Here is a 16,012-nt window from a genome sequence, read left to right on the forward strand (position 1 = left end):
TACTCGTTCACACCCTCAATTACCATCCGACATAGTAAATGTAATGTAAATTCAGTGACTAAATGATAAACACTTACGCCGCTTTTCTTGCCCTTGCATGATTGCTAAGTAATAATCAGTCCAATTAAATCAAGCTTTATATGCTGTGGCTGTCAGTTATGGCATCCGCTCCTATTATTAGTTTGAAATAGGATTTATTCACAGTGAGTGCGCTATGACACAACAAGATGAGTATTTTTCAGTCCAGCTAGGGCTTACTATTAACGTTGAACGTTTATCATCTAATGAAAGCGTACCTGATGAACAAGATTTCAATGCCGAAATCCCGCCTTTATTTCGTATTGCCAGCGAGTGTTCGACGTTAGAAGACAATGCCGATCGTTTATTCGCCAGTTTCAACAAAAATGAAACCCAAGCATTGATGGATTATCTTGCAGCACAAAACAGTAAAATTAATCTATTACTGTCTTATGTTTTATCGCAGCAAGATGATCCTACCTATCGTTTTACTACCTTAACTTTTGGCGCAAGTAACCTTAGTTTTACCAGTTCATCTTCCTATCCGGTTGGCACTAATGTTAGAGTGAAACTGTTTTTAGATTACCCAGCCGCTGCTATTTTTTGCTACGCTGAAGTCACCGAAAGTATTGCTAGCGATGAGCAATTTATCATTAAATTGCGTTATACCCGTTTGCTTGAAGATGATCGAGATTTGCTGATCCGCGCCGCTTTATATAGCCAGCAAAAACTTTTACGCCAACGTGCTCAACAACGACAATTAAATAATAACGATGAATAATAAACACTTACTTTCTATACCCTTACCTAGTAAGGCTGGCGATAACCGTTATATCGGTAATATCAAGGGGGCAGCCCTTGCACTGTCTTTTGCAGAAGTGGCCGCATCGCATAAAGGCCCAGTTCTTGCGGTGGTGCCTGATACCCAAACAGCCTTAAAACTTCAGCCAGAAATCACGCAATTTTGCGATGTCGAGGTAAACGTTTTTCCAGATTGGGAAACCTTGCCTTATGATAATTTCTCGCCACACCAAGATATTATTTCAGAACGTTTAGCGCGTTTATACAAAATGCCAAGCCAAAAGTCTGGCATTATTTTGGTGCCGATCAGTACCTTACTTCAGCGTCAAACCCCAAGAGAGTTTATCCACCAGCATGCTTTAATCGTAAAAGCTGGCGATCGAATGTCACTTGAAAAGCTGCGCTTACAGCTTGAAGTATCAGGTTATCGTCATGTTGATCAAGTGATGGAGCATGGCGAGTATGCCAGCCGAGGCTCGCTGCTTGATTTGTTCCCAATGGGGAGTCAATCACCTTACCGTATCGATTTTTTTGACGATGAAGTCGACTCTATTCGTCAATTTGATCCAGATAACCAACGCTCCACCGGTGAAATTGATAGTATCGATTTATTACCAGCGCATGAGTTCCCAACGGATGAAATCGCAGTTGAAAATTTCCGTATGCGCTGGCGTGAACGTTTTGAAGCTCGCCGAGAACCAGAATCTATTTATCAACAAGTCAGCAAACGTACATGGCCTGCAGGTATTGAATACTGGCAACCACTGTTTTTCGATAAAACAGAAACCTTATTTGATTACTTACCTGATACTTCTTTGCTTATCACACTGGGTGATTTAGAGCCTGCCGTTGATAGCTTTTTAGCCGATGCTGAATACCGTTACGATCAACGCCGTGTTGATCCATTGCGTCCTTTACTTGAACCTAAAGAGCTATGGCTAACAAAAGATGAAATGTTCACAGGCTTTAAGAATCTGCCTCGTGTTCGTATTCAGTCGGAGCCTGTCGATAGCCAAAAAGCAGGCCGTTTTAATCCTGAATTAAAACCCGTCCCTAGCATCACGATTAATCATCAACTTAAAGAGCCGTTTGCTGAACTCAGACGCTTTGATGAGCAATTCCAAGGCAAAGTCATTTTCTCTGTAGCCTCTGAAGGCCGCCGAGAAGCGCTGCTCGATCTATTAGCACGGATCAAAGTCCGTCCATTGGTTTGTAAAACCTTAGATGAAGCCCTTGATAACCCCACCAAACATAGCCTTGTTATTGGCTCGGCTGAAAATGGCTTTATTCTTGATGATCCTGCTGTTGCATTCTTGTGTGAAAGTGACTTACTTGGTGAGCGTATTGTTCAACGCCGTCGTCGCGATGATAAAAAAACCACGGTCAATGCCGATACGATTATCCGTAACCTTGCTGAACTGCAAGTGGGGCAACCTGTCGTTCACATTGATCACGGCATAGGCCGTTACCAAGGTTTACAAACCCTTGAAGCTGGCGGTATTAAAACCGAATATGTGACACTTGAATATCAAGGTGGCGCTAAACTCTATGTTCCTGTTGCATCACTGCATTTAATTAGTAGCTACTCAGGTGGTGCTGAAGATACCGCACCTATTCATAAATTAGGTGGCGAAGCATGGTCTAAGGCTCGCCGAAAAGCAGCAGAAAAAGTCCGTGATGTGGCGGCTGAATTACTGGATGTTTACGCTAAACGCGAATTAAAACCAGGCGTTAAATTTACCCTAGATCGTGAAGCATACGCTGAATTTAGCGCAGGTTTCCCTTATGAAGAAACCTACGATCAAGCCTTAGCAATTAACGCAGTTCTGTCTGATATGTGCCAAACCAAGGTCATGGATCGCCTTGTTTGTGGTGATGTGGGCTTTGGTAAAACTGAAGTCGCTATGCGTGCTGCATTTGTGGCTGTTGATAACAACAAACAGGTAACGGTGTTAGTGCCAACTACCCTATTGGCACAACAGCACTTTGAAAACTTCCGTGACCGCTTTGCTAATACGCCAGTGCGTGTCGAAGTGCTATCTCGATTTAAAACAGCGAAAGAGCAAAAACAAATTTTAGCGGATGTCGAAGAAGGTAAAATCGACATCTTAATTGGTACTCATAAGCTACTAAATAGCAGTGTGAACTACCATGATTTAGGCTTATTGATTGTCGATGAAGAGCATCGCTTTGGTGTGCGTCAGAAAGAAAAAATCAAAGCGATTCGTGCCAATGTCGATATCTTAACCTTAACGGCAACACCGATCCCTCGTACCTTAAACATGGCAATGAGTGGGATGCGCGATCTTTCGATAATCGCCACACCACCAGCGCGTCGTTTAGCGATCAAAACATTTGTTCGCCAATCCGATGATGCTGTTATTCGTGAAGCTGTGTTACGTGAAATCAGCCGTGGTGGTCAGGTTTACTTCCTGCATAATGAAGTCGATAGCATTGAAAAAACGACCGAAGATTTAGCAAAGTTGATCCCTGAAGCCCGTATCACCTTTGCTCACGGTCAAATGCGTGAGCGTGAACTCGAAAAGATCATGGGCGATTTTTACCACCAGCGCTTCAATGTACTTGTGTGTACTACAATTATTGAAACTGGTATCGATGTCCCTACCGCTAATACCATTATTATGGATCGCGCTGATAATCTTGGCTTGGCTCAGTTACACCAGTTACGTGGTCGTGTTGGTCGTTCTCACCACCAAGCTTATGCTTACCTATTAACACCACATCCAAAGCGTATGACGAAAGATGCGGTGAAACGCCTTGAAGCCATTTCTTCCCTTGAAGATCTTGGTGCTGGCTTTACGTTAGCGACCCATGATTTAGAAATTCGTGGTGCTGGTGAATTACTTGGTGACGAACAGAGTGGTCAAATTCAATCGGTTGGCTTTAGCCTCTTTATGGAGATGTTAGAACAAGCTGTTGAGGCTCTAAAAGAAGGTAAAGAGCCTTCGCTAGATGATCTACTTAAACAACAAACAGAAGTTGAGTTACGTATTCCAGCGCTACTGCCTGATGACTACATCCCTGATATTAATACTCGTTTATCACTTTACAAACGCATCGCAAGTACTAGTGATGACAACGAGCTAAACGAAATTAAAGTTGAGCTAATTGACCGATTCGGCTTATTACCAGAAGCGGCATCGAACTTACTGACGGTAAACAGTGTCAAACTTAAAGCTGCCACGCTTGGCATCAAGAAAATCGAGAACGGTGAAAAAGGCGGCTATTTCGAATTTGATCAAAATGCAGCAATCAATCCAAGCTTCCTTGTTGGTTTACTGCAAACTCAGCCCAATGTTTTCAGAATGGAAGGCCCAACAAAACTGAAAATTATTGCTGAACAAAGTGATCGTAAAAAGCGAATAAAGTTCCTTGAAGATCTTCTTGAACAATTTCGTCAGCACATGGTGTAAGTAAACCATCCTCTAAGAGTACTGACCGAACAAGGTCAGTACTTTATATTTAGATACTCTCCGAATTTCGGCAGGATAGCTATGAAACTTGATTTCGAAATCTCTACGCCTCGGCTTATTCTTCGCCCATTTAAAAATGCTGATCTCAATGATTTTCTCGCAGCCGTACATGACTCAGTTAATGAACTAAGTCCATGGCTTGAATGGTGTGATAATCGCTTTGATCAACATGATGCCCATGAATGGATAAGCGCAAGTCGACTCAGCTGGCAAACCGATTTTAGCTATGAATTTGCCATCTTTAATCGCTTTGATGATGCGTTTATTGGAACGGTTTCTCTTAGTGCGATTATTCCTATGACCAACAGTGCAAATTTAGGCTATTGGATAAAAACAGGTTGTCATAGACAAGGATTTGCGACTGAGGCGAATATTGCAGCCGTACAATTTGCTTTTCAAATGCTAGGGCTAACACGCTTAGAAATCATTACGCATATCAATAATTATGCTAGCCAAAAAACAGCAAAAGCATGCAATGCTAAATTTGAATGTGAAGCGCGTAATCGTATTTATTATCATAATAAACCGCTTGATGGTCTTGTTTATTCGCTAGTACCAAGCGATTTATTCACTTAACCTAAAAAGCTGCATTTAAAATACACTTTATTATCACACATCAACATTTTCTTTGGGTCCTTCACTTATGCTTTATTCGTAAACAATATTGAAGGACAACTCCCCGATGAATACATACCACGCTCACGATATCCTTAATTTACTGATTGAATCTCAACAGCCGTACACAATAGAAACACTGAAAGAAAAAATTGCGAATAGCTACGGTTCTGATGCGACGTTTTACACCTGCAAGTTAAAAGATTTAACGATTGAACAATTGCTAGAATTTTTTGTTGCTAAAAACAAAGTGACCATTACAGATGGCATCGTTACGGCTAACATTGCCAATATGTGTCACCATTAAACGATTAAGCACAACATTCTTTACAGTTTCATGCTGTTAGAAAAACGACACAGTGGTAAGATGCAAGAAATTCATTTGTAAGGAAACTATTGTGTCAAAAATTGTTATTGCCGTTATTGTTGCCGTATTACTCGCTTTTTTCCTTTATCGTTCATACAACAATAAGCAAGTTGCTGCTGAAAACATTAAGCAAGGTGAAGCTTTTCTTGCGGAAAATAAATTAAAAGAAGGCGTACAAACGACGCCTTCTGGTCTGCAATATCTTGTTTTGCAAAAAGGAACAGGGACTGAACACCCTAAAGCGACAGATAGCGTAACAGTGCATTACCACGGTACTTTAATTAATGGCACCGTGTTTGATAGCTCAGTCGATCGTGGTGAAAAAATTTCTTTTCCACTTAACCGCGTGATCAAAGGTTGGACGGAAGGCTTACAACATATGGTTGTTGGTGAAAAAATGCGTTTCTTTATTCCAGCAAATCTTGCTTATGGTAATAACGGTGCAGGTAGCATTCCACCAGGCTCAGTGCTCATTTTTGATGTTGAGTTATTTAAAATCAACTAATAAAAAACAGATATAAACAAAAACGCCAGCAAAAATGCTGGCGTTTTTTATGTCATCAATTAAACCATTATGACTAACTTAGTGCAGCTTTAAGCTTGGACGAAGTACACGGTTAATACGGCTTACTAACATAATAAGTCCTGTTTTAAACATCCCATGTAACGCCATTTGGTGCATACGGTATAGTGAGATATACACCATACGTGCTATGCGCCCTTCTACCATCATCGAACCTTTTGATAGGTTACCCATTAAGCTACCAACAGTTGAGAAACGGCTTAGTGATACTAACGAGCCATGATCGCTATACACATACGGCTTTTGCTCACGATCTGTAATTTTCGCAACGATGTTTGAGAAACAACGGCTTGCCATTTGGTGTGCCGCTTGCGCTCGTGGTGGAACAAAAGAACCATCTTCCTGCACACAAGATGCCAAATCACCAATCACATAAATATCATCATCACGGGTTGTTTGTAGCGTTGGTTTAACCACTAACTGATTAATACGGTTCGTTTCAAGCCCTGCAATATCTTTCATGAAATCAGGTGCTTTGATACCGGCAGCCCATACCATGATTTGTGCTGGAATATGATCGCCATCTTTTGTGGTTAAGCCTGTTTCATCAGCCTTAGTGACCATCGTACCAGTACGTACGGTTACACCCAATTTCGTTAGCTCACTGTGTGCCGCTTGAGAAATACGCGGTGGCAATGCCGGAAGAATACGATCGCCAGCTTCAACTAGGTTTACGTTTAGACGAGAGCTATCTAAGTCACCGAAACCGTAGTTATGTAACTCTTGTACTGCATTATGAAGCTCTGCTGATAATTCAACACCAGTAGCACCAGCACCAACAATTGCGATATCAACGGTCTTTTGATCTTTGTTTCCATGTAACTTCATGAATTGGTTGTTCATCTCTGTACGGAAACGGTGTGCTTGCTCTGGGCTATCAAGGAAAATACAGTGGTCACGCACACCCGGAGTATTAAAATCATTCGATGTAGAACCAATCGCTAACACAAGAATATCGTATTCTAATGTACGCTCAGGTACTAACAGCTCGTTTTGCTTATCAAATAATGCAGCAAGTGTGATCGTTTTATTTTCACGATCTATCGTTTCTAACGAGCCCATTTGAAAATCAAAGTGATGGTTTTTCGCATGTGCTCGATAACTAATAGCATCTACACCTGCATCTAATGAGCCTGTTGCTACTTCATGAAGTAATGGTTTCCACAAGTGACTTGCACGGCGATCCACTAGAGTAACCTCTGCACGGCCTTTACGACCAAGGGTACGTCCAAGCTTTGTCGCAAGCTCTAAACCACCCGCACCGCCTCCAACAACAATAATTCGAGTCAAAATCACTTCCTCTCTAATTTTATAAATTTTTTAAACTGACAAATACCTTATTGCATAGCAGACTGTTTGTTGTGGTCTGTTTTGCACGCAAAATGCTAGGCAAAAAGAGATCTGAAGCCAGTAAAGCCACATATGTGTAGGTAGACGGATCTATGATCCGTCTAAGGTATAGGAGGTAATATATTTCGTTATTATTGCGCTTTAAACGCTTTTATTGTTTGTAGATGTTGCGAGATCTTTTTAAACTTATGTGTTTCATTTTCGTCCCACACTATATCATAAAATTGATCTAGCTCATCTTTTGTAGCTTGATTATCTAATACTTCGTCATTAGTTGAAAGTATGCAAAGACAATTACCTGCATTTTTTTTGCGAAAACCTTCAACGCATTTCGTCATAATGTCAGTATATTCTTCTGGACGATCAATACGTCCTTCCATGTTATTTTCAGGATGAAGGTTTGGGTTAAAAATGACTTGTTTAATACCGCATAAGAAGCCAATTCTTTCAGCCCAATAGCCCCCCAACCCAACCCCACAGATCAGTGGCGTTGTATCTTTATTCTCGTCTACTAACTTATGAACTTCTTTTAGTAAATGCTGCATATCATGCTTTGGATGCAGGGTACTGTAATTTACAAAGCGGATATCAGAATCGATAAACTGTAACTGTAATACCTTTTCATGATTACCAGGGCTTGTTGAATCAAAGCCATGTAGATAAATAATCATATCAATTCCCTCTCGCTTAATTTTAAAATCATCCGTGCCCTTGTATAGGACGTTATAAATCTACCACTTTCTATATGGTTTAACAGGATAATAATGAAAACTATGATCTTCTTTGCAAACTATGAGCATTGATAAAAAGCGTTCAGTACTACTTCTTTTGAATTAATGTCGCGATATCTTTTCTAAGTGATGTGAGTTCACCTTGTAAATGGCGTAACTGCTGTGGGCTTAAACTCTCGTTTAACTGTTTCATGATGACAAAACGCTGGCTTAAATACTCATCGAGTTGAGTTTGATAGACCGCATTTTTAAGAGAAAGAATATTTTTCACTTGTTGTTCGACACGCAATGAAAACTGCGCATTATTACGTTGTTTCAGTATCCTCTTTAATTGTGACAAGTTATCTGTCGCTATATTTTGAAAAATTGTGGATTGCTGTAATTGCAGTTGCGCTAAGCTTAGGATCAACTGCTTTTGTTGCTTCGTTAGACGTCCAATCCACTTTTGGGCTTTATCTTCAAGCTCATCATAGCGATCTTCAAGGCGTTGTTTTGGATTTTTTGATAAACGCTCTTCCCGTCGCTCAGTTATCTCTTTTTCAATCGCTTGTAAACTGGCTGCAATTTGTGAAGGGCTCATTGTTTTAACAACATCAATGATAGGTGATACAAAAACCAGAACTGATGCTTCGCCTGCTTGCGTAAAACGCTGATGATAATTGGCGATTTGTTCTGCTGTTAACGGTTTTTTAAGATCCGTTTGTAAGGCAGAAATCAACTTATGAAATACGGCTAATTGTTGCTGTCGATGTTGTGCAAGTGCAGTTTCAAGACCTTGCTCTAACTCACCCTGTTGTTGAGAGTCCAAATCAAGATAATCTGATAAGTAATAATCAATCCAGAAATCCAATGAATTGTATACCAATTTAAATGTGCAACCAGATAACACCACACAAATAAAGATTATGCTTATCGTTCTTTTCAACATCAGTACGTCTCCTTGTACAAACGTTTCACACTTACTATAACGTCTCTATGTAACCAATTGTTTTAGCTTGAGCTCTAATTGTTTAGCTTGCTGTAAATATTCATCATCATGCCAAACTTGATAACCCACCAAATACCACAGTAATGCTAGGTACTCACACCAAGGCTGCCAGTAATTTACCGCCTCTAACCATTCATCAGTAGATACCAAGGTGATATCGGACGCCTCTCTTGCCACACAATAATCTTTCACTGCTTTTTCAGGGCTAAGTGCATTAGCTAATATCGTCATGGTTAAATCAAGAGAAGGATCGCCTGCACTGGCATATTCCCAATCGATAACTTTAGCGTTCATCACATCAACTAACCGGTCACTGTCATTAGGGACAATAATATTGTAACGCCCTAAATCAAAATGACAGCAGGTATCAGGAAAGTAGTGATTAATCTTCTGATTATCAAAATAATGGTAAATAGATAGTAATTGTTTTGATTTTAAATTAGCAGCAATCGTTTGCCAGTAATGCTCAATACGTTGCTTAATATCTAATCGATGGGTAGGAAGCGGTAAAGCATGAATACGCGCTTGAAGTTGACACAGTTGCTGATTGGTAAATCGTTGATCTGCTTGTTCGCCTTCAAGCCAATCTACAATTAATACTTGTTCATTATTATTTAGATTAATGTCTAACAATGCATAGGGTTTTGGCGCTAATTTAGAACCGTCAATTAAACGTAATAACTGATATTCATGCGTTCGATTAATACCAAAAGCTTGAGCCATGCTCGTTAATGGTCGCCACACGTAATGGGAAGATTGATTATTTGAAGGATGGTACAGGAATAATTTCCAACAGCGATTGGTTAAACCGCCCGCTAATGGGCTCGCTGTTAGAAATTGTACATCGGGTAACAAAGACAATAATGTGGGATCAAAACTCTCGTTATCTTTCATTATAATTTCAACATTGCTACCCGATTATTTAGGCTAAATTACCAACCTTGAGAATCTGATTCACTCTTAGGCGCTAAACCTGAATCAGCCCACTCAATTGAACCTGAGTTTGTATCCATCAAACGCATGGTCATTTTATAGAAAGGGACATTCTGACCATCTTCACGCTTGCTCGTATTGGTTACATGACCATACAGCATGTATTGCGCACCTGTCATTTTAGCAAATTGAATCGCAGTACCTTGATTAACAAAACGATCATTCTCACTAAAGTTCATTTGTTTACGCACCGCATCAACGCGAGACTTATCGACTAAGTTAAATTTACCTGAACGTGAAATTTTAGACTTAATTGTGTTAGTAAGCGACTTAGTATCAACATGTCCACTGGTATTGTTTTGAATATTATCAACAATCACAATCGGATGCTTACCGCCTGCTGTAATTGAAGATACAGCCGGTGATGACAACATCTTTGTTGTTAAGTCCGATGCCGTGTTATCAAGATCATTAGAGCCAAAATTTACCGATGGAGTTTCAGGTAAATGCGAATTCACATAATCGACAGTTTGGGCACAACCACCTAATAATGAAGATGCCGCTAATAATGCAAGAACGCTTTTTTTCATTGTTTTACCTTAACAATATTTTATATTAAATCAGTATACTGCTCGACGAACGTAAATACGATATTGGGTAGCTTCAACTTTATCAGCAATACCTTGTAATATTACTTTACCGTTGCCAGCCAACGCAACGGAATGCCATGGTGCTGCACTACCACTGATCTCTAAACCTTGGCCATCATACCAATAAATACGGTATTGCAAGTTCAGATCTGTGTTAACTTTGTTTATTGCCTCAACAGAGGCTTGCATTAAACCATTAACTTTCGTTATATGAGCGTCTTTAAAAACTAAGCTACGTGCAAGAAAAGCGTTACCAATAACGACATTTTGATTGCTGTTTTCGATACTAATACCAGCATGATCACTGCTACATCCAGTGATAATTAATGCTAAAAATAATGCCATTACATACTTCATTACATGCCTCTTAATAGCGTGACAATCAAATTTCTAAGTAACATTATAAGAAACTCATTTATGATCGTGCGTTTAGCTATGACCCACAAGTTCTTACTAATAAATCTAATATCGGCATTTACCGTTACATAGCAACGCGTTAGATTTTAATGTTAGTAAGCGATGATTACCAATAAAGTAATAGATAAGCTATCTGATATAATCAATTTATCGCAATAAAAAAGCCTGAATATCACACCACTTATCGTATACCCAACGAGAAGATTAAAGATACTCAAGCTTTGTGTCTATCTGGGGATAATTATTATCCATTACATAACGTTATCAGCACGTCATGACTAGCCAACTAGCATTGGCCCTAAAGGACGCCCACCTAATAGGTGCATGTGAATATGGTAAACTTCTTGTCCACCATAAGGATTACAATTGACGATCAAACGGTAACCGTCTTCTGCCACGCCTTCCTTTTCTGCTAATTTACGCGCAACAGTAAACATACGCCCCATCATCAACTCATCATCGGCTTCCACATCATTGACTGTTGGGATCAATTTATTTGGAATAATTAAGATATGGCTTGGCGCACGAGGATTGATATCACGAAATGCTGTGACTAAGTCATCTTGATACAAAATATCAGTTGGAATTTCTTTACGAATAATTTTACTGAAGATAGTTTCTTCCGCCATTTCTGACTCCATCAACTCATTGTTATTTGTTTAGTTAGTGAGTATGCGTCAGTCAACTCTATTGCGCAATATTGAACGTTGTTTTAAAGATTTAATAGAGAAAAAATTTCACGTTTTCGTGTTTTTTTGATGCAGCGATCAAACAATTGAAGCCTAAACAAATTTATCTATCAAGACTCAAGCAGAACTGACGATAGTATAGGTTAGAGTTAATTTGATAATTCGATTCGCAAATTTAGCATTGATTGCGAAATAAAGGGTTACCCCATTATCAAATTACATTTATGACTAATAGGTCAGCATTATGATGACACTGACCCTTTGCTAAATATAGGGATATTATGAAGAAATCTAGCCAAACTTCGGTCATACGTCGTATGTACTCCGGTTTTGTGGTTATGGTTGCATTGTTTGTTTTAACCATTGTGCTCATGCTTGATGGAACAAACCGTATCCATAATCAGTTAACAACAGTAACAACAGACGCACTTCCTTTAGTCTCTATATCAAATAAAGTCAGTGTTAAACTTCTTGCCGCCGACAAATCTTTTAAAGACTTTTTAACCAGTCAAGATCCTGCTGCAATGAAAACCTATGAAGCCGACTTTCGTAAAGCAACAAGAGAGTTCGCCTCTGCGCGTAAAGAGCTTGTAGCCATTGCCGAAAGTAATCCAGAGTTAACGTCTTACATTAAAGCGCTAACCGAATTAGAACAGCGTTACTTCAGCGAAGCTCAAACCGCGATGGGTAATTATCGCGCGCAAATGTTAGCCGGTGATGAGCGCCAACAATCAGCGCGACGCTTTCAGCGTTTGCAAGCTGAACTCAGCATTGGTATGAAAGAATACATTAATGAGCAAGATAATATGGCTGTTAAGATGATGGCTAAAAATTTCTTTGTGAAGTTAAAAGAAACAGAAACCATTACTTCTGATGCCCTTGCCACTGACGATATCAGTAAGATTAAAGCCGCAATAAAAGCGAATAAACGCAGTGTAAACCATCTTGCCAACGCATTTCGTAGCTTAACAACCCTACTTTCAGGCTTAAAAGAAACATTCGGTAAATCCGTTACTCAATACACGTTAGATATCGGTAAAAAAGGCGGTGTGCTTGATCAACACTATGAATTCATTGAAGCGAAAACGCGCCTTTATGACAACATTGCCACGCTAACTAAAGAAGTGAATCAAGCACTATCGATTCTTGAGCAATTTAATCAGCAAGCGACCAATCAAATGGATCAAGCGATTGCAACAGCTGATGACACTTACAATCAAGGCATAACCAAAGCTGTTGGTATTGCGATTGTGGTTATTTTATTAGCCATTTCTATCGGTTGGTATTTAGCGCGAAGTGTTCGTCGTCCACTGGTTTCTATGCTAAAAACGCTTGAATCATTAACTGATGGTGATATGACACAGCGTACAGAAAGCAGTCAATTCATTGAGTTTAATAAACTAAGTCATCACATCAATACGTTAGCTGGCAATCTTCAACAAATTTTAAGTCAATTAAGCAAAGCATCTGAAGATCTCACTCAAGTTGCGGCAGAAAACCAAAGTACAACTGCACAAGCAAAACAGCGACTCAATGAACAACGAGAGCAAACTGTTTCTGTGGCAACAGCAATGACAGAGATGGAACACTCAGTTACTGATGTATCGCAAAGTGCACAGAACACCATGGAACGTGTTCATGAGGTAGAACGTGCATCAGCAACAGGTCGTGAAGTGATGAGTAAAAATATTAATATTGCCCATCAGCTTTCAACTCGTTTAGATGACTCTGTAACAGCCGTTGCTGATCTTCAACAAATGAGCAGTAATATTGGTTCAATTTTAGATGTTATTCGTAATATTGCCGACCAAACTAACCTACTTGCACTCAATGCCGCCATTGAAGCAGCCCGTGCTGGCGATCAAGGACGAGGCTTTGCCGTTGTTGCCGATGAAGTACGTGTTCTCGCTAAACGTACCACCGACTCTACCTCTGAGATTGAAGCGATGATCCAAAACCTTCAAGGTAGCTCAGGTCAAGCGATGGAAATGATGCAAAGCTGTGTAACAGAAATGGATAACAGTATTAATCAAGCATCAGATGCCAATAGCGCAATGGAAGAGATCCAAGCGATTATCATTGAAATTAGTCAAATGAGTAGTCAAATTGCACAATCAGCGGAAGAGCAGCGGACGACGACTACCGACATTGCCCGTAGTTTAGAGGATATTAGCCATATTGCTGATACTAACTACAATGCAATGGAAGAAATGGCAGAAGCCAGTACCATGTTAGATAGCTTAGCCACTGAACAAAATAAACTCGTTCATAAATTTAAACTGTAATTTAAGCTAAGCAAGTAAATGAAGCCGATCATCAGATCGGCTTTTTTGTTTTAGCGAAAAATTTACATTTAGGTTTCACTGAAATGAACATAGCGGCCAATACAATCAATCCCGCCCCCACCCATTGAAGCTGTTCAAATCGTTCTCCTAACCACCAATGTGCAAACAAACCACCAAATACAGGCTCTAATCCCAATAAAAAAGAGACTTGGGTTGGGCTTGTATGCTTCACCCCATAATTTTGAAAGTAAAAAGCGAACAAGGTACAAAAAATAACAAGGTAGCCAATATACAACCAAAACTCTGGCGCGCTAGGTATGATGAATTGTTCTACAGGGACAGTGAAAACCAATAAGCTAATACAAACAACGGTGACCACTGATAATTGGATAAATGTTGCCACCATAGGATCGCAATGTTGTTGATTCATTTTCTTTTTAGTTGTCACCACAAAAGCGGCACGCCCCAGTGCTGCGATCAAAATGAGAATATTACCGATATTAAACGTTACCGTATTCAGGCTATCTCCTACTAATAACCACACACCGGCAATTGCAATGCATCCGGCAAATAAATCTGTAACCGCAAGTTTATGACGATTAAGCAATGCATCAACAGCAGGCGTAAAGATAATAAATAGGCTAATAAGAAAAGCAGCATTTGAAGCCGTCGTGTGTTTTAGACCATAAGTTTCGGCCAAATAAATAATACTTAATATTCCTCCAGTTGGTGCTAATTGCAGCCAAACCTGTTTATTTAGTTTCTTGCTGACTAAGGGAAATATCACTAAAAGTGTGCAACAAAAACGAATCGCCAAAAACATCAACACACCAGTATAAAGCATAGATTCTTTTGCCACACCAAAACTGGTTCCCCAAAAAACTGCGGCAGCTAGCACACCTATTGTTGCTATTAATGAAGTATTTAAAAATACACTTTTATTCTGCTCGACCTGTTCCATTCACACACATCCTTTCTTACACGGTTTTAGTCACTGTTCTTGTAAGATTGAATGGTATATGTTTGACTTGATGTTGATAATACCGCCAATAAGCAAAGGATTTGTGACTGATGGACAAAAATAAAATTATTCAACTTCTTCCTGATATTGCAGCCTTTGTCACGGTTGTAGAGTCAGAAAACTTCAGTCATGCCGCGAAAAAATTGGGAGTGACACCATCTGGCGTGAGTCGTCAAATAAGCCGCCTAGAAAAAGAGCTTCAAGTACAACTAATCAAACGCAGTACTCGTAGCCAGTCACTTACCACTGCAGGGCAAGAAGCTTACCAATATGGTAAAAATATCCTTCAGCAAGCCCAAGATGTAGTAAATATAGCCAGCAAGCAAAAGCAAGATATTGAAGGGATACTCACCATTGCCTCACCGAAAGCGTTTTGTCGTCAGGTACTTCAACCTCTATTACTGGAATTTGTTGACACTTATCCAAAGCTACAACTAAAAATCCAAGTTACAGACAAACCAATCGATCCGCTCTATCACGACGTAGATGTCGTCTTTAGGTTAACCAACGAGCCTCAAAATAACCTAGTGGCCAAACAGTTAGCCACTAACGATCTGGTATTATGTGCAAGCCCGTATTACCTCGAAAAGAAAGGTACACCAACACACCCTAAGCAATTAGCCCAGCATGATTGTATCTATCTAGGCGAAACAAATACTGACAACCAATGGCGGTTTAAATCTGAAGATGAAGAGCTGAAAGTGACAGTGAATGGGCGTTATATTGTTAACCATACAGAGATGCGTTTAGAAGCCGCATTAAATCACTTTGGTATTGCGGTATTACCTGCATTCGTCGCGCAAAAAGCTTTGCAATCAAAAGCCCTTACTGCGGTACTTAACGATTGGACACTTCTTGATAATTACCAAGGTACTGTGTTCATGCAATACCTGCCTAATATCAATATGCCTTATCGCCAACGTGTGTTTATTGATTTTATTAGCGAAAGGTTTTCGTCTGATTTAAGAAAAAAGCTTACCAATTGCAATTAATTGCTTGTAAGTGTTTTTTATCTCTTGTAAGTTGAGCTTAGCGTTCAATAAACAGGCAACACTATGATTTATTCAACT

General features: G+C 39.7%; 15 protein-coding genes. 7 read left to right on the forward strand and 8 right to left on the reverse strand.

From position 1 onward, the window contains the following. The first annotated feature begins 214 nt into the window (after positions 1-214). The 5 genes from C9J40_RS01085 to C9J40_RS01105 all read left to right on the forward strand — a co-directional run bounded on the left by C9J40_RS01085 (position 215) and on the right by C9J40_RS01105 (position 5,800). Entirely contained in the window at positions 215-799 is a 585-nt protein-coding gene (locus C9J40_RS01085) for a PilZ domain-containing protein (RefSeq protein ID WP_107205744.1), read from the forward strand. Next, positions 792-4,253 carry a transcription-repair coupling factor gene (gene mfd / locus C9J40_RS01090; RefSeq protein ID WP_107245442.1) on the forward strand — a complete coding sequence of 1,154 codons (3,462 nt, stop codon included), beginning with the start codon at positions 792-794 and terminating at the stop codon, positions 4,251-4,253. Before C9J40_RS01085 ends, mfd begins: the two co-directional genes overlap by 8 nt. 81 nt (positions 4,254-4,334) lie before the next feature. Beyond that, a complete protein-coding gene (locus tag C9J40_RS01095) occupies positions 4,335-4,889 on the forward strand; it encodes a GNAT family N-acetyltransferase (protein WP_107205742.1) in 555 nt (184 codons plus the stop codon). A 106-nt stretch (positions 4,890-4,995) separates the two neighbouring features. After that, positions 4,996-5,235, forward strand: coding sequence for a YecH family metal-binding protein (locus tag C9J40_RS01100; RefSeq protein ID WP_107245443.1), 240 nt, complete (start codon positions 4,996-4,998; stop codon positions 5,233-5,235). Positions 5,236-5,326: 91 nt separating this feature from the next. Beyond that, positions 5,327-5,800, forward strand: coding sequence for an FKBP-type peptidyl-prolyl cis-trans isomerase (locus C9J40_RS01105; RefSeq protein WP_005367112.1), 474 nt, complete (start codon positions 5,327-5,329; stop codon positions 5,798-5,800). A 78-nt stretch (positions 5,801-5,878) separates the two neighbouring features. Here the strand turns inward: C9J40_RS01105 and C9J40_RS01110 are convergent, their stop codons facing one another. From C9J40_RS01110 to hinT, 7 genes are all read right to left on the reverse strand, one after another. Beyond that, the gene (locus C9J40_RS01110) at positions 5,879-7,168 is read right to left on the reverse strand and encodes an NAD(P)/FAD-dependent oxidoreductase (RefSeq protein WP_107205740.1); all 1,290 of its coding nucleotides are present in this window, start codon (positions 7,166-7,168) and stop codon (positions 5,879-5,881) included. Positions 7,169-7,359: 191 nt separating this feature from the next. Further along, positions 7,360-7,899, reverse strand: coding sequence for an alpha/beta hydrolase YcfP (gene ycfP / locus C9J40_RS01115; RefSeq protein ID WP_107205739.1), 540 nt, complete (start codon positions 7,897-7,899; stop codon positions 7,360-7,362). Between the two features lie 148 nt (positions 7,900-8,047). Further along, positions 8,048-8,887 (reverse strand): DUF6279 family lipoprotein, encoded by an 840-nt coding sequence (locus C9J40_RS01120; protein ID WP_107245445.1) that lies wholly within the window; start codon positions 8,885-8,887, stop codon positions 8,048-8,050. Positions 8,888-8,932: 45 nt separating this feature from the next. Continuing rightward, positions 8,933-9,841: a phosphotransferase gene (locus C9J40_RS01125; RefSeq protein WP_107245447.1), complete on the reverse strand. Its 909-nt coding sequence runs from the start codon at positions 9,839-9,841 to the stop codon at positions 8,933-8,935. 38 nt (positions 9,842-9,879) lie between these two features. Next, positions 9,880-10,470, reverse strand: coding sequence for a penicillin-binding protein activator LpoB (gene lpoB, locus C9J40_RS01130; RefSeq protein ID WP_107205736.1), 591 nt, complete (start codon positions 10,468-10,470; stop codon positions 9,880-9,882). Between the two features lie 30 nt (positions 10,471-10,500). Continuing rightward, complete coding sequence (locus C9J40_RS01135; RefSeq protein WP_107205735.1) at positions 10,501-10,887, reverse strand: YcfL family protein; 387 nt, start codon at positions 10,885-10,887, stop codon at positions 10,501-10,503. A gap of 338 nt (positions 10,888-11,225) precedes the next feature. Continuing rightward, positions 11,226-11,576 (reverse strand): purine nucleoside phosphoramidase, encoded by a 351-nt coding sequence (gene hinT / locus C9J40_RS01140; protein ID WP_005367093.1) that lies wholly within the window; start codon positions 11,574-11,576, stop codon positions 11,226-11,228. Between the two features lie 377 nt (positions 11,577-11,953). On the opposite strand from hinT, the gene C9J40_RS01145 reads away from it, so the two are divergent. Then, positions 11,954-13,921, forward strand: coding sequence for a methyl-accepting chemotaxis protein (locus C9J40_RS01145; protein WP_107205930.1), 1,968 nt, complete (start codon positions 11,954-11,956; stop codon positions 13,919-13,921). Positions 13,922-13,952: 31 nt separating this feature from the next. Here C9J40_RS01145 and C9J40_RS01150 read toward each other — a convergent pair whose 3' ends face one another. Further along, the gene (locus tag C9J40_RS01150) at positions 13,953-14,882 is read right to left on the reverse strand and encodes a DMT family transporter (RefSeq protein WP_107245449.1); all 930 of its coding nucleotides are present in this window, start codon (positions 14,880-14,882) and stop codon (positions 13,953-13,955) included. Between the two features lie 110 nt (positions 14,883-14,992). On the opposite strand from C9J40_RS01150, the gene C9J40_RS01155 reads away from it, so the two are divergent. Further along, positions 14,993-15,934 (forward strand): LysR family transcriptional regulator, encoded by a 942-nt coding sequence (locus C9J40_RS01155; RefSeq protein ID WP_107245450.1) that lies wholly within the window; start codon positions 14,993-14,995, stop codon positions 15,932-15,934. Positions 15,935-16,012 lie beyond the last annotated feature (78 nt).

Origin of the sequence: Photobacterium sp. GB-72 (genome assembly GCF_003026095.1) — a bacterium.
Lineage (GTDB): Bacteria > Pseudomonadota > Gammaproteobacteria > Enterobacterales > Vibrionaceae > Photobacterium.